The organism is Ruegeria sp. D7 (assembly GCF_056534355.1).
Map to the genome: position 1 here is coordinate 66,622 of NZ_JBQFPG010000005.1, position 25,972 is coordinate 92,593.

The window sequence follows — 25,972 nt, forward strand, 5'->3', positions numbered from 1 at the left end:
CCCCTTGTTCACGCCACGCCCCGCTTGTTAGCACTTCGACGACACAACCTGGCGAGGCACTGACGATGCGATCTTTCCCTCCGATGCAGACCGTCTCAACCGGGTTGGTTGTGGCCATTGTCGGGTTCTTCAGCTCGTTTCCCATCGTACTGCAAGGGTTGGGCGCGATGGGAGCTTCATCGCAGGAAGCCGCCTCGGGTCTGATGAGTGCGGCGATTGCCATGGGGCTTGCAGCCATCGTCCTCAGCCTGCGGTACAAAATGCCGATCAGCGTTGCGTGGTCGACTCCGGGGGCCGCTCTGTTAGCCGTCTCGGCCACCCCGGTCGAGGGATTTTCAGGCGCGATTGGTGCGTTCCTGTGCGCCGGAGCATTTACGGTTCTGGCAGGGCTGTGGAAGCCGCTGGGACGATTGGCAGCAGCAATTCCCACAACACTGGCGCAAGCAATGCTGGCAGGTGTGCTCTTGCCACTATGCCTTGTGCCCTTCAAGGCGGCGATCGAGATTCCATGGCAGGCGTTGCCGGTGATCCTGACGTGGTTTGTCGCGGGCCGTTTCAATCGGTTGATCGCGGTTCCGGCAGCTGTGGTCGCGGCGGCTATCATTGTGTCGCTGAACGCAGGAGATGCCCAATTGATGCCGGATCGTTTGATCGCGGCTCCGATCTGGACCATGCCATCATTCTCGGTCGCGTCGGCCATCGGGATCGGCGTACCGCTGTTTATCGTCACGATGGCGACACAGAATATCCCCGGCGTCGCGGTGATGCGCAGCTTTGGCTTTGATCCTGTTCCCGGCCGGTTGTTTTCATCCGTCGGTGGCGCAAGCATGCTTTCGGCCCCTTTCGGGGCGCCCGCAACCTGCCTGGCCGCAATCACCGCAGCGATGTGTTCCAACGAGGAAAGCCACCCCGATCCGGCGCAGCGTTATTGGTCGGCAATCATGGGTGGCGTGTTCTACTGCCTCTTCGGTATCTTTGCCGTGGCGATCACCAGTTTTGCCGCCCATGCCGACCCGCTGCTTATGGGCACTCTGGCAGGTGTGGCCCTGATCGGGGTCCTGGCCAATGCCATGCATGCCGCGCTGGACGTCCCTGTCGAGCGCGAAGCGGCTATTTTGACACTGGCCATTACGGCCTCTGGCATAACGGTTTTTGGGTTGGGCGCGGCAGTCTGGGGGCTGTTGGCTGGGGGTATCGCATATCTGGCAACAAACCGAATGCGCTGAGCCCTTTCATCAGAACCCCTCAGGCGGTAAAATAAGCGCATGTTCGGATCGCTTGGAAAACTGATTGAACGCCAGATCAAAAAGGCGCAGGCCGAAGGCCAACTGCAGGGTCTTGAAGGCGAAGGTGCCCCGTTGCCCGACCGCTCGGGCGAGGCACAAGGCGATCCCGTCATTGCTGCGGGTCATCGGATCATGGCGCAGGCCGGAGTTCTGCCCGAGGAGTTCGACATCAAGAAACAGCTCGACGCCGCCCGCAAGGAGTTTGCAGCGCTGACTGACAATCAGGACCGCAGGGCAGCAATGAAAAAGATTGCTGATCTTGAGATGCGATACAACATGGCCCGCGATGCACGGCGCGCATTCATGCGGTGATCATTTGAACTCGGGCTTTCGGCCCTGCATCTGTGCCATGACAACTTCCATTTGATCCGACTTACCGATCAGGTCGACCTGTTCGGTAGACTCGGCCAACAGCACATCAGCACGGTCACGGGTTTCGGCCACATCAATCAACCGTTTGGCGGCGCGGATGGCGGACGGGCTTTTACCCGCGATGTCCTCGGCCAGCGCCAGCGCTTCGGTCAGGGGATCATCCGACAGTTTGGTAACAAGCCCCCAATCTGCCGCCTGTGGCGCTCCGATAGGGCTGGCGGTATAGGTCAGCAGGCGCAGCACGTCCGAGCGCACGAGCTCTGGCAGCAGAACCATGCCGCCCATGTCGGGGATAATGCCCCATTTCATCTCCATCACTGCCAGCTTGGCTTCGGGATGCGCGATGCGGATGTCAGCACCCAGCGCAATCTGTAGCCCACCGCCATAGGCGACGCCTTGAATAGCGCAGATCACCGGCACCGGGACGCGCCGCCAGATCAAGGCAAGTTCCTGCATTTCGTTGGCATCTTCGTGGCTGCGGGTCATCAGCCATTCGCTTGGGTCTGTGTGCGCCATGCTGGCAAAGCTGGCCATATCGAGCCCAGCGCAAAAGCTTTTGCCTTCCCCCGATAGCACCACGGCGCGAATGTCGGCTGCGGCGACCTCTTGACCGGCCGAAAGGATCGCCTTGATCATCGCATCGTCCAGCGCGTTCATCTTGTCGCCACGGGTCAGCGTGACACGTGCGATGTGGTCTTTGTATTCGATGGATACGCGGGACATGGGACCTCCGGGGCGTGTTTTGTTGTGTAAACATGCCAGCAAGACGCCAGCAGCGCCACAGCGACGTCAGGGCAAACCGCACATCCGAAGCCTCCTTTGAACTTCTGGCAAGGCTTGCCCCACCTGATCGGTTGCGCTTATCTGCGGCCATGACTGGTCCTCGTTATACCCCGCTTGCCCTCACGCTGCCCGCGACCGTGCCTTTTGTCGGCCCCGAAACGCAGGAGCGCCAACGTGGCGCGCCCTTCGTGGCCCGGATCGGTGCGAATGAAAGCGTGTTTGGCCCGTCCCCGCGCGCCATCGATGCAATGCAACGGGCCGCAGGCGAGATATGGATGTATGGCGATCCCGAGAATTACGAACTACGCCATGCGCTGGCGGTACATCATGGGGTTGCGCCTGAAAATATCGTGGTTGGCGAAGGCATTGACGGGTTGCTGGGCTATCTGGTGCGCCTGTTGGTTGGTCACGGCGATGCAGTTGTGACTTCGGATGGAGCTTATCCGACTTTCAATTACCACGTGGCCGGGTTTGGTGGGGTATTGCACAAGGTCCCCTACCGCGACGATCACGAGGACCCGACGGCACTGTTCGCCAAAGCGGCGGAGGTAGACGCCAAGTTGGTCTATCTGGCCAACCCGGACAACCCGATGGGAACATGGCATTCAGGTGAGGATATCGTGTCCGCTCTGGAGGCTTTGCCAGAGGGCTGTTTGGTGGTTCTTGACGAGGCATATGTCGAATGCGCGCCCGAAGGGACCGCTGCACCTGTCGCTGCTGATGATTCACGTGTGATCCGGATGCGAACGTTTTCCAAGGTTTATGGCATGGCCGGGGCGCGGGTAGGCTATGCTATCGGCTCATCCGAGTTGATTGCGAGCTTCAACAAAGTGCGCAACCATTTCGGCATGAACCGAGCCGCGCAGGCAGGGGCATTGGCCGCGCTAAAAGATGAAGATTGGCTGACGCATGTGCAGCAAAGGATTGCCGGGTCCCGGAACCGCATCGAAGAGATTTCACGGTCGAATGGTCTGCTGCCTTTGCCGTCTGCGACAAACTTTGTGGCGATTGATTGTGGGCGCGATGGGGTGTTTGCCAAGGCCGTGTTGGACGCGCACGTTGAACAAGGCGTGTTCGTGCGGATGCCATTTGCCGCGCCCCAGAACCGGTGCATTCGGGTCAGCTGCGGAGGTGAGGCGGAAATGGCGGCGTTTGAAGCTGCTCTGCCCACGGCCTTAGCAAAAGCCCGAGCCTCGTAAAGGGGGCTGTCTGCCCCCTATCGCGCCCAAGTGCGATTTCCCCGAAGGTATTTTAGGCCAGATGAAGAGGCGGATCGGGCTTATCCGGCCAGCGTCGCGGCGGCGGCTTCGAGCGCACCCTGACCACGGGGGATATCGAGCGCAGCCATAGCGGTTTCGACGCCACCCAGCATGGCCATGACCATTTGAGCGTTTACGTGCCCCATGTGGCCAAGGCGGAAGCAGCCATCCCAATCCTCCATTCCCAGACCGATGCCCAGCGTCAGACCCAGTTGGGTTTCGGTATAGCTGCGCAGCGGCGTGCCGCGCCCCTCGGTCAGGCGGAGGGCAGTGACCGCGTGGCTGCGATGGGCCGGGTCGGCGACGTTGAAATGCAGCGCGCCACCTTGCGCCCAGATTTCACAGGCGGCCCAGATGGCCGTTGCCAGGTGTTCGTGGCGGGCCCAGACCTGTTCGATCCCTTCGCCATGGATCAGGTCGAGCGCGGCGCGCAGGCCATACAGGTGGTGGGTTGGCGCGGTGCCGTTGAAATACTGATAGAACAGATCTGGATTGGCGCGTGGTTGCCAGTCCCAATAATGCGAGACGCGGGGCATTGTGGCGCGCTTGGCTTGCGCCTTGTCGTTGAAGAAGACAAAGCCGGTGCCCGCCGGGGTCATAAGCCCCTTTTGGCAAGCCGTGACAGTGACGTCGACACCCCAGGCATCCATCTCGAACCGGTCGCAGCCCATCGACGCGATGCAGTCAGCCATCAGCAAGGCTGGGTGGTCAATGTCGTCGAGCAACGCTCGCAAGGCCGTGATATCGTTGCGGATCGATGTGGACGTATCGACGTGGACTGCAAGGACCGCTTTGATCTTGTGGCTTGTATCGTTACGCAGGGCCTCGGCGATGCGGTCAAGATCCCAGGGCGAGGACATTCCGAAATCGATCAGGTCAACCTTAGCGCCGATTCCTTCGGCCATCTCGGCCCAACCGTGGGTGAATCGGCCAGAGGCCGGGGCAAGCACGGTTTCACCGGGTGCAATGACGTTGGAAAGCGCAGCCTCCCATGTACCGTGACCATTGGCGATATAGATGGCAACGTTGTGCTGGGTTCCAGCAACGCGTTTCAAGTCTCGGGTGAGCGCGGGCATCATCTCGATCAATTCGCCGTCATAGATATTGGGCGACGGACGGTGCATCGCCTGCAGCACCGTATCGGGCATGACCGAAGGGCCGGGGATGGCCAGATACTCGCGCCCATGCGCGAGGGAGGTTTGGTTTGTCATGAGGGCAACCTGTTTGAATTGAGGCCTACCCTAGCGTCTTGCCCTGCGGCGTCAATCCAGCAGACTGGCGGCCTCGCGGGCAAGTGTTTCGATCCCGGACCAATCACCGTTTTGAACCATCTGCTTGGGCGCGACCCAGCTGCCGCCGGCGCAGACAACATTCGACAGTGACAGGTAATCGAGGGCATTTGACGGCGATACGCCACCAGTTGGGCAGAAGGTGATCTGCGGTAGCGGTGCGCCGATGGCTTTTAGGGCGGGAGCCCCTCCTGAGGCCTCGGCGGGGAAGAATTTCAGCATGTCATAGCCCTTTTCCAGCAGAGCCATGGCTTCGCTTGCAGTAGCCGCACCGGGGAGAAGGGGCAGACCTTCGGCTTCGCAGGCGGCGATCAGGGCATCGGTCGCACCGGGCGAGACGCCGAACTGAGCGCCAGCCTCTTTGGCAGCGCGGACATCTTCGGGCGTGACCAGTGTACCCGCCCCGACAACACCGCCGGGGACGTTGGCCATGGCGCGGATCGCGTCGAGCGCGGCGGGAGTGCGCAAGGTGACTTCAAGCGCCGGGAGGCCACCGGCGACCAAAGCTTCGGCCAACGGGCGCGCATGGGCCGCGTCGTCGACGACCAGGACTGGAACAATCGGGGCCAGCGCGCAGATCTCGCGGGTGCGTTGGGTTTTGGACATTGGGTTACACTCCGAAAATGCTGGCGCCGGTGTCGGCTGAGCCGACATTCTGACGGAAGGCGCCGAAGAGGTCACGGCCAACGCCGTGTTGGTTTGCCGTAAGGTCGGCGGTGGCCGGATTGCGGTCGAGAACACCGGGGGTCAGGATTTCCAACTCGCCCTTGACCGCATCAACGCGCAACAGGTCACCGTCTTGCAGATAGGCGATCGGTCCACCATCCAGCGCCTCGGGGCAGACATGGATGGCGGCGGGCACTTTGCCGGATGCGCCCGACATACGGCCATCGGTGACCAGAGCCACCTTCTGCCCCCTGCCCTGCAGGATCGACAGGATCGGCGTCAGCGAATGAAGTTCGGGCATACCGTTGGCTTTTGGCCCTTGGAAGCGAACAACAACGATGACGTCATCGGTGAATTCTCCGGCTTTGAAAGCGGCTTTAACGGCGTTCTGGTCGTGGAATACACGCACGGGCGCTTCGACCACTTGGTGTTCAGGTGCTACAGCCGACACCTTCATGACCCCTGTGCCCAGATTGCCCGTCAAGCGAGAGAGCCCGCCCGTGGGTTGGAACGGGTCTTTGGCCGGGCGAACGATCTTTTCGTTCAGACTGTGGCCCGCGCCCTCTTCCCAGACCAACTCGCCGTCTTTCAGCTTGGGTTCTTTGGTGTAGTTGTGCAGGCCCTGCCCCGCGACAGTCAGCGTATCGGGGTGCAGCAAGCCATCTTCCAGCAGCGTACCGATGGCAAAGCCCAGGCCACCCGCAGCGTGGAAGTGGTTCACGTCTGCCAGACCGTTGGGATAGACGCGCGCGACCAAAGGCACGACAGCGGAGATGTCGGAAAAATCCTCCCAGTCCAGCACGATACCACCGGCACGCGCCATGGCGATCAGGTGGATCAGTAGGTTGGTGGAGCCACCGGTGGCCATCAGGCCGACGATGCCATTGACGAAAGCGCGCTCGTCAAGGATCTGGCAGACCGGTGTGTAGTGATTGCCCAACGCGCTGAGAGACAGGGCGCGGCGCGCGCCTTCCTCGGTCAGGGCATCGCGCAGGGGGGTGTTGGGGTTGATGAAGCTGGACCCTGGCAGGTGCAGACCCATGAACTCCATCAGCATCTGATTGGTGTTGGCGGTGCCGTAGAAGGTGCAGGTGCCGGGGCCATGATAAGCGGCCATCTCGGCCTTCATCAATTCATCGCGGCCGACTTCTCCGGCAGCGAATTTTTGGCGGACCTTGGCCTTTTCGTCATTCGGCAGGCCACTGGTCATCGGACCTGCAGGCAGGAAGACGGCAGGAAGATGCCCAAAGGCTTGCGCGCCGATGATCAGGCCGGGCACGATCTTGTCACAGACGCCCAGGAAAACGGCGGCGTCATAAGTGTTGTGGCTTAGCGCCACTCCGGTCGCCAGCGCGATCACATCGCGCGAGAACAGAGATAGTTCCATCCCCGCCTCGCCTTGCGTGACGCCGTCGCACATGGCTGGCACGCCGCCTGCAACCTGCGCTGTGCCGCCTGCTGCGCGGATCGCATCGCGGATCAGGGCCGGGTAGCGTTCGAAAGGCTGATGGGCCGAGAGCATATCGTTATAGGCGGTAACGATCCCCAGATTGCCAGCCGTGCCGGTGGCCATGGAGTCCTGATCTTCGCCCGCCCCGGCATAGGCGTGGGCCTGCCCGCTGCAGGACAGGTGCGCACGCGCAGGGCCCTTGGATTTGGCCTGCTCCATTCGTTCAAGATGCGGGCCACGCAGATCGGCGCTGCGGTCGATGATGCGTTTGGTGACGTCGGATATAACTGTGTTGACCATGATTACCCTCCGATCTGACGCCAGCGGCGTCCATCGCGATGCATCAGCATCAATGCTTCTTCAGGCCCCGAGCTGCCCTGATCGTATTTCGCGGGCTTATCTCCACGCTCTTCCCAGCCGTGAATGATGGGATCGACCCAGGCCCATGCGGCCTCGGCCTCATCGCCGCGCATGAACAAAGTCTGGTCGCCGCGGATGACATCCATGATCAGGCGTTCATAGGCATCCGGGGATTGGCCGTCATCGCCCAGCGCATCAGCGAAACTCATATCGAGTGCAACGTCGGACAGGCGGAACCCGCCCTGCCCCGGTTCCTTGATGGTGGTGCGGAGCGTGATGCCTTCATCCGGTTGCAGGCGGATCACTAGCACGTTGCCATGCAATGGTCCGACATTCGGAAAAATCGTATGCGGCGGATCGCGAAAGAACACTGCAATCTCGGATTCACGTGCGCGCAGGCGCTTGCCGGTCCGCAGATAAAACGGGACACCGGCCCAGCGCCAGTTGCCGATATGCGCCTTCAGCGCAATGAAGCTTTCGGTACGGCTGGCGGGGTTGCCGACGTGATCCAGATAGCCATCGCCCCCTTTATCGGTGCGGTACTGACCACGAGCGATATCCTTGGGTTCCACCGGCTCCAGCGCTTCGATCACTTTGACTTTCTCATCGCGCACCGCGTTGGGTGAGAATTTCGAAGGCGGTTCCATCGCCGTCAGGCACAGCAATTGAACCAGATGGTTCTGGATCATGTCGCGCATCGCGCCGGATTGATCGTAATAGGCGCCGCGCCCCTCGACACCCACGGTCTCGGCCACCGTGATCTGAACATTATCCACGTGGGTGGCATTCCAAAGCGGTTCGAAAAGCGAGTTGGCAAAGCGCAGCGCCATCAGGTTCTGCACGGTTTCCTTGCCCAGATAATGATCGATCCGGTAAATCTGATGTTCTTCAAAACAGGCCCGCAGCCCTTCGTTCAACGCTTTGGCTGATGCCAGATCGTGACCAAAGGGTTTCTCGACCACGATACGACTGTCAGGTGTGGACAGGCCGTGCTCGTTCAGACGTTGGGCGATGCCCGAGAAAAGGCTTGGGCCTACTGACAGATAGAAGGCGCGTACCACATCCGGTCGCAGCGTTTTCGCAAGGTCAGACCAACCCGCATCGCCAAGCGCATCTACCGGAACATACTCGACGCGGGTCAGAAAGCGATCAAGCGTATCCTTTTTGAAACCCGGCGCAAACTCTTGCATCGACGCACGCAGCTGTTCACGGAACCCGTCGCTGTCCATGTCGGATCGGGCGGTTCCAATGATGCGCGCATCCTCAGGCATCTGGCCGACTTCGAAGCGATGATAGAGGCCCGGCAGGATTTTACGCTGCGCCAAATCGCCCGTCGCGCCGAACAACACCAGGTCGAACGGATCTACCGGAATTACGCGTGAGACCATTGCAAGGCTCCTTTCGAATTCCCCGCCAGCATAAGCGAGGTTTCAGCCCGGGATTAAAACGCATGTGCGTCATTAGCTATGTTATCGCTAACATTCATCGGCTGAATAGAAAACCTGAGCGCAAAAATCAAGCGCGGATTTGCAGCTGGCATCGCGGAAGATCAGTCAGGACTGCGTCCGCAGCCAGTCCATCACCGCCGGACGCACGGATTGTTCTCCACGATGGCGGGCATCGGCGATAATTTTACGCACATCCTGAAGGTTCGACCGCAACAACAGGCTTTTGACCGGCCCGATTGAGGCCGGGCGCATCGAAAGGGTACGGATGCCCATGGCCGCGAGACACAGCGCCTCGACCGGGCGGCCGGCATCTTCGCCACAGAAGCTGAGCGGTGTGTCCGAGATCGAGCATCTCTCAACGATACGTTCAATGAAACTCAGAAAGCTGACATTCAGAGTATCGTAGCGACGGCGAACCAGTTCATTTTCGCGGTCGGCGGCGAAGAAAAACTGTTTCAGGTCGTTCCCACCGATCGAGATAAAGCCGACTTCGTCAAAGAACTTCTGCGGCGCAAAGGCAAGTGAAGGCGTTTCCAGCATCGCCCCCACTTCGAGCGATTCAGGCAGAACATGGCCCAGGCGCCGTTCACGCTCGATCGTTTTCTTGACCTCCCAGCGCGCCTCACGGAATTCGTCAGCCTGCGCGACAAACGGGAACATGATCGTCAGGGGGCGGCCATCGGCGGCCCGGATCAGCGCCTGCAACTGCATCCGCATCACGCCGCGCTTGTCCAGACCCACCCGGATCGCCCGCCAGCCCAGCGCAGGGTTCGGTTCTTCCACATGCTTCATATAGGGCAGAACTTTGTCTGACCCGATATCGAGTGTACGGAACACCACACGCTTTTCGCCCGCAGCATCCAGAACCCGTTTGTATTGCGTTACCAGCTCGGATCGCTTGGGCATCTGATTGCGGATCAGAAACTGCAGTTCGGTGCGGAACAGGCCCACGCCCTCGGCACCAGAATTGCTAAGTGAGGGCAGATCGGCCATCAGGCCCGCATTCATCACCATGTTGATTCGCGCACCATCCTGAGTAACGGTGGGCGTTTCACGGATCGAGGCGTAGCGCTCCTGCGCTTTGGCCTCCATCGCGATTTTGTCACGGAACGCACTGACGACGGTGTCTTCGGGGCGCAGATGAACGACACCGCTATCGCCATCAACCAGAATGTGATCGCCGTTCAGGGCTTCGGTGGTGATGCGGCCTACATGCACCACCAGTGGGATCGCCAACGCGCGCGCCACGATAGTGGCATGGCTTCCGACCGAGCCTTCTTCCAACACGATCCCTTTGAGAGAACGGCCATATTCCAGCAGATCACCGGGGCCGATATTTCGCGCAATTAGGATCGGATCGGGCGGCAGGTCAGCCCCATTTCCGTTACCCTGTCCAGTCAAAATTCGCAGCAACCGATTGCTGAGGTCGTCCAGATCGGCCAACCGTTCACGTAAATACGGATCGGTGACCTGCCCCATGCGGGCCCGCGCCTGAGATTGTTCTTTCTCGACCGCCGCCTCTGCGCTGAGACCAAGAGCGATGTCCTCCTCCATCCGGCGCATCCAACCCTTGGAGTTGGCGAACATCCGGTAGGCTTCCAGAACCTGCAACTGCTCTTTGTCGCCGCCCTGAGAAATCTCAAGCATCTTGTCGACGCCGACGCGTAGCTCTTCAACGGCCTCGGTCAGCCGCTCACGCTCACGATGCGGGTCTTCGGCAATGGGATTGGTGACAACAACACGAGGTTCATGCAGCCAGACATGGCCTTCAGCAGATCCCTCCTGCGCCGGGCCACCGGTAAGTTGCACCGATTGCTGGTGCAGCGGTGACAAGGCCGCGCCTTCGCCGACGAACGCGCCCAGTTCGGCCATTTCGGCCAGAACCATCGCGACAACTTCCAGCGCATAAACCTCATCCGCCGAAAACTCGCGCGCGTCCCGGGACTGAACCACCAGCACGCCCAGTTTCTGACCCAGACGCTGTACCGGCACACCAAGAAAGGACGAATACCGTTCCTCGCCGGTTTCCGGCATGTACCGAAAGCCCTTGGCCGAGGGCGCGTTCGCCGTATTCACCACCTTGCCAGATTTGGCAACGCGACCGACCAGCCCTTCGCCCATACGCATCCGCGTCTTGTGCACCGCTTCTGGGGACAGACCTTCGGTGGCGCACAGTTCAAGCGTATCCTCATCCCGAAACAGGTAGATCGAGCAAACTTCGCGACCGGTACTGTCGGCGATCAGGTGCGTGATCCGGTCAAGACGTTCCTGGCCGGCGGCTTCGCTCGCCATTTCTTCGCGCAGCCGTCCCAGCAACTTGCGAGATTCTGTTTCCGTGCCTTCCGCCATGGCCCACCCACGTTACGGTTTCAGACAGGACACTTGGCTGAAAGCTCAGGCCGCCTTGTCCAGTTCAAAGGCATCATGCAGTGCCTGAACCGCAAGTTCCATGTATTTCCTGTCGATCAGGACGGAAATTTTAATCTCGGAGGTTGTAATGACCTTGATGTTAATCCCCTCATCCGAGAGAATCTTGAACATCTTGGCCGCAACACCGGATTGCGAACGCATGCCGATCCCGACAACTGAGACCTTGCAAACGTCCTCATCCGCAACCAGTTCGGCGTAGTTCAGCTCACCCTGATCCTTGATCGCCAGCAATGCCTTTTCGGCGCGGGAGACCTGATTGGTCGGACAGGAGAAGGTCATGTCGGTGCGCCCTTCGTCCGAGATATTCTGGACGATCATGTCCACGTTCACACCCTCGTCGCTGAGCGCGGTAAAGATGATCGAGGCGATGCCGGGGCGGTCCGCCACGGAAACGACGGTCATCTTGGCTTCGTCGCGGGAATAGGCCACACCGGCCACAACATTGGATTCCATGATATCCTCCTCGTCGCAGACCAGTGTACCGGCCTCGTCGGATTGTTCCTCAAAGCTTGAAAGAACGCGCAGTTTCACCTTGTAGCGCATCGCCAGCTCGACCGAGCGGGTTTGAAGCACTTTGGCCCCCAGCGAGGCCAGTTCGAGCATTTCCTCGAACGAGATTTTGTCCAGCTTGCGCGCCTTTTCACAGATGCGCGGGTCGGTCGTATAGACACCGTCCACATCCGTATAGATGTCGCAGCGCTCGGCTTCGAAAGCGGCAGCAAAAGCCACGGCGGTGGTGTCCGAACCGCCCCGACCCAGCGTGGTGATACGACCTTCGGGGCTGATGCCCTGGAAGCCCGCGACCACCGCAACGCGCATCCCTTCGCCGAATTTCTGGTTGATATTCTCGGGCGGGATTTCTTCGATCCGGGCCGCTGAATGGGCACCGTTGGTGATCAGCGGCACCTGCCAACCCTGCCAGCTGCGCGCCGGGATGTCCATTTCCTGCAGGGTCAGCGCCATCAGGCCAGCTGTAACGTTTTCACCAGAGGAGACAACGGCATCATATTCGCGCGCGTCATAGAGCGGAGAGATTTCATCGACCCAGCCCACCAGCTCGTTGGTCTTGCCGGACATCGCCGAAACGATGACGATGACGTCATAGCCTTTGGCTACCTCGACACCAACCCGTTTGGCAGCACGGCGGATCCGGTCCAGATTGGCGACCGATGTGCCGCCGAATTTCATCACGAGTACGGGCATGGGGGCTAGTGTCTCCGCGCCTTGAATTTCTGATCCCGTGCCTCTTATGCGAGGGGGGGCGCAAGGGCAAGTGGGCAAAGTCTGCACCGCAGTGCTTTACTTTGGTCGTGCGTGGTGTAAGCGTTCGGTCAAAGTCTTATTCCACGAGGATTTCAATGTTCCGCTTTGCCCTTGCCCTAAGCCTGGTTTCGACTGCCGCAAATGCCCAAGTGGCCACCCTATCGGGTACGGATGGCGAGAACTCATTAGGCACCGTTCCATGCGCTGCATTGGCAGGTGATACACTGGCCAGTTGTCCGGCCGAATTGCGGAAGCGCGAAGATGGAACGGCGACGTTGGCGGTTCAGTTGAACACTGGCGAGGTTCGGCGGATTTACTTCACCAAAGGTGTGCCGGATTCCAGCAGTTCGACATCGAAACTGACCTATGAGACACGCGGTGATATCATGGTGATCTTCATTGATCCCGGTGAAGTCTACGAAATCCCCAAGGCGGCCCTGAACTCTCAGTAAGGGTGCGCCCGACCATCCCAGGTTTCAAAACAACCGGTAGTATCGAGCGAGAGAGCCGCAAATCGCTCGATCAAGCCGTTTGCCGCCTGATCGACCGTGATCTCTGCCGCAGCTCCGCCCATGTCCGTCTGCACCCAGCCCGGATGGTAGATTCCCACCGCAATGCCATCCGCCTGTAGGTCAGTCGCTAGGTTGCGGCCCAAATTCAGCGCCGCCGCCTTTGACGCACGGTAGATATAGCTGCCACCCGGCGCGCGCGTATGTGACGCCATCTGAGACGAAACGATGGCGATCCGGCCCCGCGCGTTTCGCAGGTTCGGCAACAAGGACTGAATGGTCAGAAACACGCCTGTCACGTTGGCGGCAAAGCTTTGCGCCCACATCTCGGCGGGATAGCCACTTATGTCGTGTCCTTTGTCCAGATAAACGCCCGCATTGCAGATCAGCAGGTCAATCTGGCGGCCTCGCAGTTGCTCGGCCATTGCAGCGTGCTGTTCTGGGTCCGTGACATCCAGCACGATATCTGCGCTACCGTCTCGGGCAGTTCCGGTCACTTCATGACCTTCTGCACGGTATTGATCCGCAACGGTTTTCCCGATCCCTCGGTTCGCGCCCGTAACAACGATGTGCATGGGTCAGTTGGTCTTGCGGCTAGGAACAAACGGCAACGGTGCGACCGGCACGCCGTCTTCAATCAGCGATTGCGCCTCTTCGGGCTTGGCCTCACCATAGATCGCGCGCTCGGGCGCATCCCCCAGATGGATTTTGCGGGCTTCTTTGGCGAAATCCTTGCCCACATAGTCCGAGTTTTCCTCGACCTTTCGACGCAGTTCGCTGAGGACCTCAGCGATCTCGGGCGAAGGTGTTGCCATGCTGATCTCATCCGCAGAAGGCTGCGCTGGTGCAACCTCGGTCACCGCCTTGCGCGCAGGCCGGACACGCGGTGTCATCACCGCCTTTTCCACCTTGTCGCAGCCGCATACCGCGCAGGTTACCAACCCGGCCGCTGACAGTTTGTCAAAGGCGGCTGCGGATTGAAACCAACTGTCAAAGCTGTGGTCATTGCTGCATTTCAATGCGTATTGAATCATATCACATCCAAAATCCGGTTGGCGAATAGATACCGACCAACATGGCAATATCAAGTCTTGATCTTGGCCCGCTATTGCCGATGCAACCCGAATCCACCCAAAAGCGCAGCAAGATCGGGCGACGACACCTTCAACGATGCCTTTTTGGGCGAAACCCATTTGCGCCTGCGCTCACCCGCTTCGGGAAACTGCGCCTCCAATCGCTGCACATGCAGCGGAAACACATCAACCAGACACAGCGCCGATGGCTTGCCAGGCCGGTTCTTGATATAGGCAAACCGACCAAGACTTTCGCTTCCGCACTGCCCCAAAACACCAGCCTCTTCCCAGGCCTCGCGGGCGGCTGTTTCAGAAGGGGTCAGCCCGTTGATCAACCAACCCTTGGGAATGATCCAGCGCCGCGCCCTGCGCGTTGTGATCAACAAAATCTCTGGCAGGTCATCATTGGTACGATAGCAAAGCGCAGCGGATTGAGCATAAACAGGCAGCGCCCCGGAAAGGGAGAGGTTTTCTGCCGAAAGCCCGGCAATCGCACCACTACTGCGCCCGTCAAACACGGTTCATATCCACTGCTCACTCCGCTTATGTTGCGGTTTATAAAGTGATATTTATCATATCCGGCAGAGTCTGCCAAGCTTTACGGGAAAGCCCCCTTGTTCAGAGCCATCCGCCCCGACAAACGCCGCACCAGCTCGTCATGAGGGATGTCGGCATCAATCGCCAATCGACGCAGCCCAAAATGCACATGCGCGATCTGCTGGTAGTAGCGGGTATAGACAAAATTTGTACCGCCCCCGGCAAGCGCCCCAAGCAACGGTACAGACTGCGCCGCCAGCTTCTGGCCCAGCACTACGGACAGGCGCGGCGCCACCATCGCAATGAGGCGTTGCATGGTCGGTCCGGTCAGGGTCATGCGCATTGAGAAAAAGCCCAGATCAGCCCCGTCATCCTCGGCCAAAGGACCTGCGGCTGACAACACTCGGATCGAGTCGAATTTCACGTTCTCGGCGGTCGGATCAAATCCTTCCCGCATCGCTGCGCCTTGGATCGCGCGCAGCATCATGGCGGTTGTCGCGGGCAGCTCGACAAGTGCTGTGGACACTCCACCCAGACCTCCGGCTGCGCCCATGGCAGTAGTCAAGGCTGTGTTGACCCATGGTTTCTGGTCCGGCACGGCACGCCGAGAGCCTTCGGCCGCATGCATGGCAAGCCAAAGCGCCTGTTCGGTTGCTTCGGTCAGACCTTCTCGCACCGGCTTAGGTAACTGATCCAATAAGGATTCCGCCGAACCACCAAGCTTGTTCAGCAGATTCACTCCTGCGCCACCTGCCGCACCGTACAGCTGCGCAAGCCGATCAAGCTCGGCCTCAGGATCGAGTTTTTCGACAAGAACCACGTCCTGCATCTGTGCCCTCCTGTCCTGAAAACATCGGGACTTTGCAGCGGGTTTTCAATGGGTCAACGGGTCCAGCGACTAACAAGCCCCTGAATTTCGGACCAAACTCCGGGGATCAGTTCCAAACCCAGTATGCGATCAGGGTTGGTGGGCGGGGGCATTTCGACACCCGTCAGCGGGGTGAACCCGAACCGGGCATAATAGGGCGCATCGCCCACAAGCATGACGCGATCCCACCCTTTGGCGCGTCCGGCCTCTACCCCCTGATGGATCAGATATCCGCCCAACCCTTCGCCTTGATGGGTCGGGTGGACCGCCACTGGACCTAGCAGCAGCGCGTCATGTTCACCCACATGCACGGGCCAAAACCGGATTGCACCAGCCAGAATGCCCTGCCCATCGCGCGCGACCTGCGACAGGCCAGCGACAGGCGGCACGTCATCGCGCAGACGATAAGACGACAACGCCTCGCGCCCCGGAGCAAAGCACAGGTCATAGAGCGCTTCGACCTCCCACCAGTCTTCCGGCTCTTCCGGCCTGATCTTGAATTGCTGCACGCGCGCCCTCTTATCCTTGCTGGAAATCGCCCTAGCACTTCGATAGGCCTTGGGCAAACGCTTGGAGTCCATATGTTCTATCGCCCCGAAGACGGCCACGGCCTGCCACACAACCCCTTCAACGCCATCATAACCCCACGCCCTATCGGCTGGATTTCGACGCGCGATGCTGACGGGATCAACAACCTGGCCCCGTATTCCTTCTTCAATGGTGTCGCTTATACACCGCCCCAGGTGATGTTCGCCTCAACCGGCTCCAAACACGATCAGGATGGCGGCAAGGACAGCATCGCCAATATCGAGGCCACGAAGGTATTCTGCGTCAACGTGGTGGCCCATGCGCATCGCGACGCAATGAATGCCAGCTCAGAGGGTTTGGGAAAGCACGTCGACGAGTTCACTCATGCTGGGCTGACACCCGTTGAATGCGAAACCATAAATTGCTCTCGGGTCGAGGGAGCGCCCGCAGCGCTGGAATGCAAACTTACCCAGATCGTAACTCTGCCGGGTGAGTCCAATCGGGTGGTGTTCGGAGAGGTCACTGGTGTGCACCTGCACGATGACCACATCCGTGACGGCAAATTTGACGTGACCTCATTCAACCCGCTCGCGCGGTTGGGTTATCGGGACTATTCTGTGGTGACAGAATTGTTCAGCCTTTCACGCCCGGATGACTAATGCCACTGCCTGATCCTACACGCAGATATCCGATTGTTCTGCCCGACGGCTCTAGCCACAACGGAACAGTGTTTCTGTCTCAGGCCATCGATCATCCCCGCTTTGAGGCAGGAGCTTACACTTATGCGTCGGATTTCGATGCACCGAAGGACTGGGCGCAGCGGCTTGCACCGTATCTGTTTCCCTTTTCAGAAGAAAAGCTGATGCTGGGCAAGTTCTGCCAAATCGCTCATGGAGTAAGGTTTATCACTGCCTCCGCAAATCACGCGACCGATGGCTTGACCTGCTTTCCATTTCCAATCTTCGATCCGGATCGCATGTCAGGCTACCAGCCTGATACACGTGATACCGTTATCGGGCACGATGTCTGGATCGGTTACGGAGCTTTGATTTTACCCGGAGCGCAGATCGGAAATGGCGCGATTGTTGGCGCAGGCTCGGTCGTGCGGGGTCAGGTTCCACCCTATGCAGTCGTTACCGGAAATCCGGCAAAAGTCCGGCGCTATCGTTTTGATCGCGATGTGATTGAAAGGCTGCAAGACTTGCGATGGTGGGATTGGCCCGCAGAAACCATCACTCGGGCCGAAGATGCCTTGCTTTCAGGCAATATCGATGCGTTGGAGCGCATTGCTTCTGAGATATAAGGCGGCCAATCCGGCCGCCCTTTCGCGTATTCAGTGCCCGCCCAGAATACCGGTGCGGACCGAATAATCCACAGCCAGTTCGTAATCCGGGTCATCATCGCTGTCGACCATCAGATGGCCGGCCTTGTTCAGCAGTGTATGACAGTCACGGCTCAGGTGCCGCAGCATGACGCGTTTGCCAGCCGCTTCGTATTTGGCGGCGATGTTTTCGATAGCCTGCAGCGCGGATTGGTCCACCACACGGCTGGCTGCAAAGTCGATGATGACGGTCTCGGGGTCGTTTCTTACGTCGAACAGCTCCACGAAGCCCTCGGACGAGCCAAAGAACAGCGGGCCCTGAATTTCATAGACCTTCGCCCCTTCTTCCGTTTCCGAGTCGCGCGTAACCGCGTGGATGCGTTTGGCGTTATTCCATGCATAAGCCAGGGCAGAGACAATCACACCTACCACAACAGCCACCGCAAGGTCTTCCATCACGGTGACGACTGTCACCAGTACGATCACGAACGCATCCATCAAAGGCACCTTGCGCATGATCTTCAGCGAATTCCAGGCGAAGGTTCCGATCACCACCATGAACATCACACCGACAAGTGCGGCCAGTGGAATCTGCTCGATCAGAGGCGAACCCACGAGGATGAAGAGCAACAGAAATAGCGCTGCAGCGATACCTGCGATACGCGTGCGCCCGCCTGACTTCACGTTGATCATCGACTGACCGATCATCGCACAACCGCCCATACCGCCGAAGAAGCCAGTGACCACGTTCGCTGTGCCTTGCGCGATACATTCCTGCGAGGCACCACCGCGCTTGCCGGTAATCTCACCCACAAGGTTCAGCGTCAGCAGGGATTCAATCAGACCGATTGCGGCAAGGATCAGGGCATAGGGCAGGATGATTTCAAAGGTCTCCCAGTTCAGCGGCACCATAGGTATATGGAAGCTGGGCAGGCCGCCTTCGATCGAAGCCAGATCACCGACACGCGGGACGTCCAGCCCAATGCCAATGACCAAAGCAGCGACAACAAAAATCCCGGCCAGAGGCGCTGGGATGACGCGGGTGATGCGGGGCATGATCCAGATCACAGCCATGGTCAGAGCAACCAGACCCAGCATTGTGTAGAGCTGTAGGCCTGAAAGCCACTCGCCACCGCCCATGCCGTGGCCGGTATTTTCCATGGTTCCGGGCACTTTGAATTGCCCCAGCTGCGCCAGAAAGATCACAATCGCCAGGCCGTTCACAAAGCCCAGCATCACCGGATGCGGCACAAGTCGGATGAACCGGCCCCAATGCATCGCACCTGCGATGATCTGCATAATCCCCATCAGCACCACCGTTGCGAACAGGTATTCGACCCCGTGTTGTGCGACCAGTGCGACCATGACAACCGCAAGCGCCCCGGTCGCGCCCGAGATCATGCCGGGGCGACCACCGATCAACGCAGTGATCAGACCGACCAGAAACGCCGCGTAAAGCCCGACCAGAGGGTGCACCCCGGCGACAAAGGCAAAGGCCACGGCTTCGGGGACCAGCGCCAAGGCGACGGTGAGACCGGACAGCAGTTCGATCCGCAGGCGGGAAAAGGTCAATCCCTCATCCGGGACCCAGCGCAAATCGGGTTTGGCTATACGATTGGCAAAGCTTGCCAGCATGGCTCGGGGCATGGATCGGTCCTGTTGGTCGGTTTTGTTCGCGCGAAAGGGGCCTTCTAGCGGTCAAACCGGTCTTGAGATACCGCGCCAGGCGGGACCCTGATATGCGCCCTGCGCATAGCTTGACCCAAGCACACACAAACCGTTGAACCCACTTGTCAAATGAAGCTGTGGCCCGCAGAACTCACACAGCAGGAATTTTCAATGGAGAGCACTCGTGACCCAAACAATAATCGCCGTCATTGGAGGATCGGGCATTTATGACATCGATGGTCTGGAGAATGCCGAGTGGGTCACAGTAGAAACGCCATGGGGCGATCCGTCGGATCAGATCCTGACCGGGTCGCTGGATGGGGTCGAAATGGCCTTCTTGCCGCGTCACGGTCGCGGACATGTGCACTCGCCGACCGAGGTGCCCTATCGCGCCAATATCGACGCGTTGAAACGGCTTGGCGTAACGGATGTAATCTCAGTCTCGGCCTGCGGGTCGTTCCGCGAACATATGGCGCCGGGTGATTTCGTGATCGTGGATCAGTTCATCGATCGAACATTTGCCCGTGAAAAGAGCTTTTTCGGGACTGGCTGCGTCGCCCATGTCAGTGTTGCGCATCCGACCTGCCCGCGCCTGTCGGACGCTTGTGAGACTGCTGGCAAGACGGCTGGTATCACCATCCACCGAGGTGGAACCTATCTGGCGATGGAAGGACCGCAATTCTCGTCATTGGCGGAATCCAAATTATATCGCGAACAATGGGGGTGCGACGTGATCGGCATGACCAACATGCCCGAAGCGAAACTCGCCCGCGAGGCCGAGCTTTGTTATGCCTCAATTGCCATGGTCACCGACTATGACAGCTGGCACCCTGATCACGGTGAAGTCGACGTGGCCGCCATCATCGCCACGCTGACCGGTAATGCGGAAAAAGGCCGGGCATTGGTCAAAGGTCTACCCACTCTGCTGGGGACCGACCGTGCGCCCTGCCCGCATGGCTGCGACCGGGCGCTGGAGTATGCCATCCTGACCGCGCCTGAAAAGCGCGATCCGGAATTGTTGGCCAAGCTGGATGCTGTGGCTGGGCGGGTGTTATGAACTCAGTTCTGAGACAGGTTCTTTTGCACCTCGTCCCATAGGCCATGCGACCACAAATCGTTGTGGGTACCGTCGGGGATCACGTAAATCTGCGCGGTATCGGACATCTCGGCCAGAGCTTTTCCGTGATGCAGTGGAATAGTTTCATCCTCGGTGCCGTGAAAAATCAACGTCGGCACCGAGATCTGTTCGATAAGATCACGTGTGGCGAACTGATCCCTCATCAAGGCTGAGACCGGCAGGAAAGGATAGCGTTCCGCCGCGACATCAACGGTTGCAGTGAACGGGGCCTCAAGCACCAGAAGTTCTGCATCGGGACGCTCGGCTGCCACAGCGGCAGCAATGCCGGTGCCGAGGCTCTGACCGTGCAGCACCACAGCTTCGCCCTGACCCGCCAGCCTGTCATAGAGCTGAACTCCATCAGAGATCAGCGCCAGTTCCGAGGGCTCGCCTTCGCTGCCCGGAAAGCCGCGATAGCTGGGGGCAAGCAGCCCGTAGCCCGAGTTGAGGATTTCGCGCAGCCGTTCAGCACGGTCCCCCAGATTGCCGCTTTGGCCGTGGAAGAATAGGAGGGTCGGTGCATCCGGGATTGCAGCGGGTGCAGCCCAGACCGTCAGGGCAGTACCATCAGCCATTGTCAGCGACAGCGCATCAACATCCGACAACCCCACCGAAGCCGGATCCGGTAACGTACCTTCGGGTTTGTACAGCAGAGATTGCTGGTTGAAAAACATGTATCCGAGGACGCCCGCATACAAGATCGCCCCGGCCAACAGCAGTCCTACCAAGATGCTTTTGAGGCGCTCGACACCGGATCTGGCGCGGCCGGTATCGGCCTCAGCGTGTTGGGTTTGAACCATGGCTCCCTCCTTTGGGTCGCATTGCGAGAGTGGGGTACATTGGAGGCGTTTCAAGATGCATAAGCCAAGCTTCATCCAATCTTAAACCTGTTGCGGCAATCCCAGATCGCATTGCACGCCTGAATTCCCTGCCCCATGTCCTCGGTATTTAGGCGACCCCGGCTTCGCAAATCCGAACGCCAACCCGTTGGAGCCGGTGTTTCACCACGAGAATGTGCCCGCAAAGCCTTGACCAATACGTCGTGCCAAGGCTTGGTGTGGGAAACACTCTAATAGGATACTCCATGTCCATTGAAATCTGGCTGGCCTTTGTGGCCGCTTCGACTGCGCTGCTGCTGATCCCAGGCCCGACCGTGTTGCTGGTGCTTAGCTATGCGCTGTCGAAAGGACGCAGTGTGGCGGTTGCCTCGGCCACTGGGGTCGCATTGGGGGATTTGGTGGCGATGACCGCGTCGCTGCTGGGGCTGGGGGCGCTGGTGCTGGCCTCTGCCACACTGTTTACCGTGCTGAAATGGGTTGGGGCAGCCTATCTGGTCTGGCTGGGTGTAAAACTCCTGCGCAGCGCACCGTCGGGCGGGCTGCAAGCAATTGAAACCGAACGTGACGTGACCGCCCGCAGTGTTTTTGGCCATGCCGCTGCAGTCACCGCGCTGAACCCGAAATCCATTGCCTTCTTCATCGCTTTCGTACCGCAATTCTTGCGTCCAGCCGAGCCTTTGGGTCCGCAATTCGCGATCCTGATCGCAACATTTGTGGGTCTCGCGGGGTTGAACGCGCTGGCCTACGCGCTGCTGGCGGACAAGCTGCGCCGGATGATCGGACGCGCGAATGTCATCACGACCATGACCCGGTTCGGAGGGTTGACCCTGATCGGAATGGGCATCGCCACAGCGGTTCTGCGCCGCCCGGCGTGATTTCAGTTTTCAGCGTTTTCCTTCATGAACCCCCGGATAAACCGGCGAATTTCGCGGGCGGCGGAGGTGTCCAGATCCCTGCACAACTCGACGAATGCATCGCGCTCATCCTTGTCGAGACGCAAAATCAACTGACTGTTTTTCTTGGTAGATTTCTTTCCATCTTTCTTGGTCACACGTCCAGTCCCCGTCCTGCCCTTGATTCTAAGCGAGATGCATTGTATATACATAGAATATAAAATGTAGATATCGCGCACATAACAGCAAAAGTGAGATTAAAGCAATGAACCTTCATGTCGCGCAAGCCATTCTTCTTCGGGATCAACGCAACTGGCGCAAGCCGCACCTGTCCTGGCTTCCGAACGCGCTGTATCGCTACTACGGCCTGCCTAACGCCATGCGCGGCCGCAGCAAGTAGCCGCAGGGGCCAGAGTTCTCTTGCATGACCCCACCTTATGGGCGAAATACCCCGCGCGTGTTTGATGCCAAAGGGGTGGCCCATGTCCAGAAACAAAACGGTCAAGGATTACATTCGGACCATCGTCGATTTCCCGCATGAAGGGATCATGTTCCGCGATGTCACCACCCTGTTTGCCGACCCGCGTGGGTTCCGCATGGCAATCGACCAGATGTTGCACCCTTACGCCGGTGAGCGAATCGACAAAGTTGTGGGCCTTGAGGCGCGCGGCTTTATTCTGGGCGGTGCGATTGCCCACCAGCTGAGCGTTGGATTCGTGCCGATCCGCAAAAAGGGCAAACTGCCCGGCACCACGATCAGCCAGGACTACAAGCTGGAATATGGCGAGGCGATCGTCGAAATTCACGATGACGCCATCCAGCCGGGTGAGAAGATCCTGGTCGTTGATGATCTTCTGGCTACCGGAGGCACCGCCGCCGCGGGGATCAAGCTGATCGAACGGCTGGGCGGCGAGATCATCTCATGCGCGTTCATCATCGATCTGCCCGAATTGGGTGGTCGCAAAGCGCTGGAAGATTTGGGCATGGACGTGCACGTTCTGTGCGAGTTCGAAGGGCTCTGATCTCCACAAACTTCACAAACTCGTGACTGGAAATCGCGTGCGCCGCAGGCTTAGCGCGATTGGGGTCACATTCAAGAAACAGTTGCCTCTGGATTCTGTGATCTTGTCGCGACCTGACTGCGTACCCCGAATGATGCCACCTAAGGCATTCTCAACAAGGGAAATCATGTCATGTTGCGCAAATTCGCTGTTGCTGGAGTTGCCAGTTTTCTGTTGACCACCTCTGCTTTGGCAGATGGGCACGCCAAGGATATCGTCGATACTGCGGTGGGCGCGGGCAGTTTTGAAACGCTCGTCGCTGCCGTTCAGGCCGCCGAACTGGTTGAAACGCTGAAAGGCGAAGGGCCGTTCACCGTTTTCGCCCCAACGGATGAGGCTTTTGCAGCGCTGCCCGAGGGCACGGTCGAAAATCTTCTGAAGCCCGAAAACAAGGACCAGTTGGTCGCAGTGCTGACCTATCACGTTGTCCCGGGCAAAGTGATGTCGGGTGATCTGTCCGATGACATGACCGCCGCCACCGTGCAGGGCGGAGATATCACCATCGATCTCGACAATGGCGTCATGGTGAATGATGCCAACGTTGTGCAAGCCGATATCGAAGCCGAGAACGGCGTGATCCATGTGATCGACAAGGTCATTCTGCCCGCGTCGTAAAGAACCGCAGCGCCCCGGTATACGTCCGGGGCGCGTCTATTAGGCCAGAACCGCCCCGGGGTTCATAATCCCCTGAGGATCAAGCGCTGTTTTAATCGCCCTCATGGCCTGCAACTTGACCGGATCACCATAGCGTTCCAGATCATCTGTCTTGAGCCTACCAACACCGTGTTCGGCGCTGACCGATCCACCAAATTCTTGAACCAGATCATGTACCGCGCGTTTGACCGCGCCCCGCTGTGCGACAAACTCCGCCTTATCCTGCCCGGCAGGTGGAAACACGTTATAGTGCAGATTACCGTCGCCCAGATGTCCAAAGCAGTTCACGCGAAACGGCCCCTGCCCAGCCACCACATCCGCACCGCGCCGAATGAACTCTGGAATGCGGGAAATCGGGACCGAGATATCATGGCTGGAAACTGACCCGATCAGCCGGTTGGCCTCGGGGATGCGCTCGCGCACGGCCCAGAGATCTGACCGCTGTGCTTCGCTCTGCGCGATGACCGCATCGCGGACCAGATCGCGCTCATCAGCGGCGACATAAATCGCCTCAAGCATGTCCGAAGGGTCTTGGCCGACAGACAGGCCCAGCTCGATCAACACACTCCATTCCGGTTTTGCCGCAAAGGGTTGCCGCACGTCGGGCAAAACCTCGGTCAGGAATTTGAGTCCCTGCCCATGGATCAACTCAAACGTACTGACCGCTTCCCCCACTTGATCCCGCGCCACTGACAACAGATCAATGGCAGCCTCGGGTGAGGAGACCTGAAACATTGCGGTTCCAACGCCCCTGGGTCGCGGGAACAGCTTCAACGCCGCCGCCGTAATTATGCCAAGTGTCCCTTCGGACCCGATCATCAGGTTACGCAGGTCATAACCGGTGTTGTCCTTACGCAACCGGCTAAGCCCATGCCAGATCTCACCACTGGGCAATACCACCTCAAGCCCCAGGCACAGATCGCGCGCATTGCCATAGCGCAACACATTCACGCCACCCGCATTGGTGGCCAGATTGCCGCCAATCCGGCAAGAACCCTGCGCAGCCAGCGACAGGGGAAATAGACGGTCCGCATCTTCAGCGGCGGCCTGGACGTCGGCCAGAATCGCACCGGCCTCGGCCACAAGTATGTTCTCGGTGGGGTAAGTCGCCCGTATCGCCGTCATCCGTTCCAGGGAAACGATCAAAGGGACAGGACCATCCGGAACAACCTGCCCTCCTACCAGACCGGTGCCGCCGCCATAAGGGACAACAGGCACCCGAGCGTCTGCGGCCAATTGCACCAGAGCCGACACATCTTCCACAGTGCGTGGCAAGGCAAGCAAACCGGGCTGCCCGACAAACCGCTGACGCGGCTCTTCAAGGTAACGATCTGCAATCGGGCGCAAAACGTCAGCACCCAATCGGGCTCTGATTGCTTCGGCAAGGCGGCTGTCTGCAGGGTTCAGTTTCATGGCTCTTCCCTGCCAAAGGCCACGGGCCGCGACAAGCCCTATTCCAGCTCTATCAGGTACTGAGGCTCCAGCACCACAACCGTCGGCCTGTCGGGCAGCGTGCGCAACGAGACGACAATCTCGGACACCCCATCCCGTTCAACCGGGAATTCATCCCGAATATCCACCAAAAACCGCTGGATCGAAAAGTCCGAGAACCAATGCATCGGGATAATGACCGAGCTTTTGAGGCGTTTCAGAACCTGAACCATCTCGGGCAAGGGCATCGTGGTGCCTCCGTCCACCGCCGCCATGACCACATCCAGCCGACCCAGTGCAGCGAATTGTTCATCCGACGGAATGTGATGCAGATGCCCCAGATGGCCGATGCACAACCCCTCGACCTCGAACACAAAGATCGAGTTTCCGCGATCTTCAATACCGCCATAGGCCGAACGGATATCGGTCGACACATTGCGAATCAGCATCTCACCCAGATCAAGATGGTGCTCGATGCCTTCGCCGAACTCGCCCCAGCCCGGCAAGACATACGGGATGGCCGGATCGGGATGGGCAGTCCAGTGGGTGCTGTGCGCATGGTTCATTGTGACCACGTCAGGAATTAGCGCAGCGCCGCCGATAAAACCGGTGAAATCGGTCACCGCGTTCAGCCCGCCCTGTGTCTGGATCAGAAACGATGCATGCGCGACATAGCTGATACGAACCGAAAACTCGGGCACGGGATCCTGCCACGCCGCTTTGTGAAGATATTCAATCCCCGGTGCCGCATCTGCGATGGCGATGCAGTGACTAGGCCGCCGCTCCTGCGCCACAGCCCCGCCTGCAATCATCATCAGTCCCGCAACAAACCGCCACATAGGGCAAGTGTAGCGCAATGGGCCAACA

28 protein-coding genes are annotated in these 25,972 nt (G+C 59.2%); 11 read left to right on the forward strand and 17 right to left on the reverse strand.

The features are described from left to right. The first annotated feature begins 65 nt into the window (after positions 1-65). Together ACRZ9U_RS09330 and ACRZ9U_RS09335 are read left to right on the forward strand one after the other, a co-directional pair. Positions 66-1,226 (forward strand): benzoate/H(+) symporter BenE family transporter, encoded by a 1,161-nt coding sequence (locus tag ACRZ9U_RS09330; protein ID WP_170404236.1) that lies wholly within the window; start codon positions 66-68, stop codon positions 1,224-1,226. Positions 1,227-1,265: 39 nt separating this feature from the next. Continuing rightward, complete coding sequence (locus ACRZ9U_RS09335) at positions 1,266-1,598, forward strand: DnaJ family domain-containing protein (RefSeq protein ID WP_170404239.1); 333 nt, start codon at positions 1,266-1,268, stop codon at positions 1,596-1,598. Here ACRZ9U_RS09335 and ACRZ9U_RS09340 read toward each other — a convergent pair whose 3' ends face one another. After that, entirely contained in the window at positions 1,599-2,381 is a 783-nt protein-coding gene (locus ACRZ9U_RS09340) for a crotonase/enoyl-CoA hydratase family protein (RefSeq protein WP_170404242.1), read from the reverse strand. 149 nt (positions 2,382-2,530) lie between these two features. Here ACRZ9U_RS09340 and ACRZ9U_RS09345 point away from each other — a divergent pair, with 149 nt between their 5' ends. Then, the gene (locus ACRZ9U_RS09345) at positions 2,531-3,640 is read left to right on the forward strand and encodes a pyridoxal phosphate-dependent aminotransferase (RefSeq protein ID WP_170404245.1); all 1,110 of its coding nucleotides are present in this window, start codon (positions 2,531-2,533) and stop codon (positions 3,638-3,640) included. 80 nt (positions 3,641-3,720) lie between these two features. Here ACRZ9U_RS09345 and ACRZ9U_RS09350 read toward each other — a convergent pair whose 3' ends face one another. The 6 genes from ACRZ9U_RS09350 to ACRZ9U_RS09375 form a co-directional block, all read right to left on the reverse strand. Beyond that, complete coding sequence (locus ACRZ9U_RS09350; protein ID WP_170404249.1) at positions 3,721-4,911, reverse strand: aminotransferase class V-fold PLP-dependent enzyme; 1,191 nt, start codon at positions 4,909-4,911, stop codon at positions 3,721-3,723. A gap of 51 nt (positions 4,912-4,962) precedes the next feature. Further along, entirely contained in the window at positions 4,963-5,595 is a 633-nt protein-coding gene (locus tag ACRZ9U_RS09355; RefSeq protein WP_170397269.1) for a bifunctional 4-hydroxy-2-oxoglutarate aldolase/2-dehydro-3-deoxy-phosphogluconate aldolase, read from the reverse strand. A gap of 4 nt (positions 5,596-5,599) precedes the next feature. Further along, entirely contained in the window at positions 5,600-7,405 is a 1,806-nt protein-coding gene (gene edd / locus ACRZ9U_RS09360; RefSeq protein WP_480901638.1) for a phosphogluconate dehydratase, read from the reverse strand. A gap of 2 nt (positions 7,406-7,407) precedes the next feature. Continuing rightward, on the reverse strand, positions 7,408-8,853 hold the full coding sequence (gene zwf, locus ACRZ9U_RS09365) for a glucose-6-phosphate dehydrogenase (RefSeq protein WP_170404252.1): 1,446 nt from the start codon (positions 8,851-8,853) through the stop codon (positions 7,408-7,410). A 165-nt stretch (positions 8,854-9,018) separates the two neighbouring features. Further along, a complete protein-coding gene (gene ptsP, locus ACRZ9U_RS09370) occupies positions 9,019-11,262 on the reverse strand; it encodes a phosphoenolpyruvate--protein phosphotransferase (protein WP_170404255.1) in 2,244 nt (747 codons plus the stop codon). 45 nt (positions 11,263-11,307) lie between these two features. Then, positions 11,308-12,546 carry an aspartate kinase gene (locus ACRZ9U_RS09375; RefSeq protein ID WP_170397275.1) on the reverse strand — a complete coding sequence of 413 codons (1,239 nt, stop codon included), beginning with the start codon at positions 12,544-12,546 and terminating at the stop codon, positions 11,308-11,310. Between the two features lie 155 nt (positions 12,547-12,701). On the opposite strand from ACRZ9U_RS09375, the gene ACRZ9U_RS09380 reads away from it, so the two are divergent. Then, complete coding sequence (locus tag ACRZ9U_RS09380) at positions 12,702-13,058, forward strand: hypothetical protein (protein WP_170397277.1); 357 nt, start codon at positions 12,702-12,704, stop codon at positions 13,056-13,058. Here ACRZ9U_RS09380 and ACRZ9U_RS09385 read toward each other — a convergent pair. The 5 genes from ACRZ9U_RS09385 to ACRZ9U_RS09405 all read right to left on the reverse strand — a co-directional run bounded on the left by ACRZ9U_RS09385 (position 13,052) and on the right by ACRZ9U_RS09405 (position 16,102). After that, on the reverse strand, positions 13,052-13,690 hold the full coding sequence (locus ACRZ9U_RS09385; protein WP_170404258.1) for an SDR family NAD(P)-dependent oxidoreductase: 639 nt from the start codon (positions 13,688-13,690) through the stop codon (positions 13,052-13,054). The genes ACRZ9U_RS09380 and ACRZ9U_RS09385 overlap by 7 nt on opposite strands. Before the next feature lie 3 nt (positions 13,691-13,693). Further along, the gene (locus ACRZ9U_RS09390) at positions 13,694-14,149 is read right to left on the reverse strand and encodes a DUF1178 family protein (protein WP_170397281.1); all 456 of its coding nucleotides are present in this window, start codon (positions 14,147-14,149) and stop codon (positions 13,694-13,696) included. A 71-nt stretch (positions 14,150-14,220) separates the two neighbouring features. Then, complete coding sequence (locus tag ACRZ9U_RS09395; RefSeq protein WP_170404261.1) at positions 14,221-14,706, reverse strand: NUDIX hydrolase; 486 nt, start codon at positions 14,704-14,706, stop codon at positions 14,221-14,223. An 80-nt stretch (positions 14,707-14,786) separates the two neighbouring features. Further along, the gene (locus ACRZ9U_RS09400; protein WP_170404266.1) at positions 14,787-15,554 is read right to left on the reverse strand and encodes an EcsC family protein; all 768 of its coding nucleotides are present in this window, start codon (positions 15,552-15,554) and stop codon (positions 14,787-14,789) included. A 53-nt stretch (positions 15,555-15,607) separates the two neighbouring features. Beyond that, positions 15,608-16,102: a GNAT family N-acetyltransferase gene (locus tag ACRZ9U_RS09405; protein ID WP_170404788.1), complete on the reverse strand. Its 495-nt coding sequence runs from the start codon at positions 16,100-16,102 to the stop codon at positions 15,608-15,610. A gap of 72 nt (positions 16,103-16,174) precedes the next feature. Here ACRZ9U_RS09405 and ACRZ9U_RS09410 point away from each other — a divergent pair, with 72 nt between their 5' ends. Both ACRZ9U_RS09410 and ACRZ9U_RS09415 read left to right on the forward strand, forming a co-directional pair. Next, complete coding sequence (locus ACRZ9U_RS09410) at positions 16,175-16,780, forward strand: flavin reductase family protein (RefSeq protein WP_170397289.1); 606 nt, start codon at positions 16,175-16,177, stop codon at positions 16,778-16,780. After that, a complete protein-coding gene (locus tag ACRZ9U_RS09415; RefSeq protein ID WP_170397291.1) occupies positions 16,780-17,424 on the forward strand; it encodes a CatB-related O-acetyltransferase in 645 nt (214 codons plus the stop codon). The genes ACRZ9U_RS09410 and ACRZ9U_RS09415 overlap by 1 nt, the downstream gene beginning before the upstream one ends. A 30-nt stretch (positions 17,425-17,454) precedes the next feature. Here the strand turns inward: ACRZ9U_RS09415 and ACRZ9U_RS09420 are convergent, their stop codons facing one another. After that, a complete protein-coding gene (locus tag ACRZ9U_RS09420) occupies positions 17,455-19,089 on the reverse strand; it encodes a SulP family inorganic anion transporter (RefSeq protein WP_170404268.1) in 1,635 nt (544 codons plus the stop codon). Positions 19,090-19,294: 205 nt separating this feature from the next. Here ACRZ9U_RS09420 and ACRZ9U_RS09425 point away from each other — a divergent pair, with 205 nt between their 5' ends. After that, on the forward strand, positions 19,295-20,167 hold the full coding sequence (locus ACRZ9U_RS09425) for an S-methyl-5'-thioadenosine phosphorylase (protein ID WP_170404278.1): 873 nt from the start codon (positions 19,295-19,297) through the stop codon (positions 20,165-20,167). A 2-nt stretch (positions 20,168-20,169) separates the two neighbouring features. Here ACRZ9U_RS09425 and ACRZ9U_RS09430 read toward each other — a convergent pair whose 3' ends face one another. Then, positions 20,170-21,027 (reverse strand): alpha/beta hydrolase, encoded by an 858-nt coding sequence (locus ACRZ9U_RS09430; RefSeq protein ID WP_480901641.1) that lies wholly within the window; start codon positions 21,025-21,027, stop codon positions 20,170-20,172. A gap of 284 nt (positions 21,028-21,311) precedes the next feature. Between ACRZ9U_RS09430 and ACRZ9U_RS09435 the strand changes: the two genes are divergently transcribed. Further along, positions 21,312-21,941, forward strand: coding sequence for a LysE family translocator (locus ACRZ9U_RS09435; RefSeq protein WP_170397298.1), 630 nt, complete (start codon positions 21,312-21,314; stop codon positions 21,939-21,941). Positions 21,942-21,943: 2 nt separating this feature from the next. Here the strand turns inward: ACRZ9U_RS09435 and ACRZ9U_RS09440 are convergent, their stop codons facing one another. Next, positions 21,944-22,117 carry a hypothetical protein gene (locus tag ACRZ9U_RS09440; protein WP_170404284.1) on the reverse strand — a complete coding sequence of 58 codons (174 nt, stop codon included), beginning with the start codon at positions 22,115-22,117 and terminating at the stop codon, positions 21,944-21,946. Between the two features lie 107 nt (positions 22,118-22,224). On the opposite strand from ACRZ9U_RS09440, the gene ACRZ9U_RS09445 reads away from it, so the two are divergent. The 3 genes from ACRZ9U_RS09445 to ACRZ9U_RS09455 all read left to right on the forward strand — a co-directional run bounded on the left by ACRZ9U_RS09445 (position 22,225) and on the right by ACRZ9U_RS09455 (position 23,635). Next, positions 22,225-22,359, forward strand: a complete 135-nt coding sequence (locus ACRZ9U_RS09445) for a hypothetical protein (RefSeq protein WP_255612018.1) — start codon at positions 22,225-22,227, stop codon at positions 22,357-22,359. 82 nt (positions 22,360-22,441) lie between these two features. Next, positions 22,442-22,981, forward strand: a complete 540-nt coding sequence (locus tag ACRZ9U_RS09450) for an adenine phosphoribosyltransferase (protein ID WP_010441681.1) — start codon at positions 22,442-22,444, stop codon at positions 22,979-22,981. 171 nt (positions 22,982-23,152) lie between these two features. Then, a complete protein-coding gene (locus ACRZ9U_RS09455; protein WP_170397302.1) occupies positions 23,153-23,635 on the forward strand; it encodes a fasciclin domain-containing protein in 483 nt (160 codons plus the stop codon). Positions 23,636-23,674: 39 nt separating this feature from the next. Here the strand turns inward: ACRZ9U_RS09455 and ACRZ9U_RS09460 are convergent, their stop codons facing one another. Continuing rightward, on the reverse strand, positions 23,675-25,087 hold the full coding sequence (locus ACRZ9U_RS09460) for an FAD-binding oxidoreductase (RefSeq protein WP_170404287.1): 1,413 nt from the start codon (positions 25,085-25,087) through the stop codon (positions 23,675-23,677). Between the two features lie 38 nt (positions 25,088-25,125). Next, positions 25,126-25,944 (reverse strand): MBL fold metallo-hydrolase, encoded by an 819-nt coding sequence (locus ACRZ9U_RS09465; RefSeq protein ID WP_170404290.1) that lies wholly within the window; start codon positions 25,942-25,944, stop codon positions 25,126-25,128. Positions 25,945-25,972 lie beyond the last annotated feature (28 nt).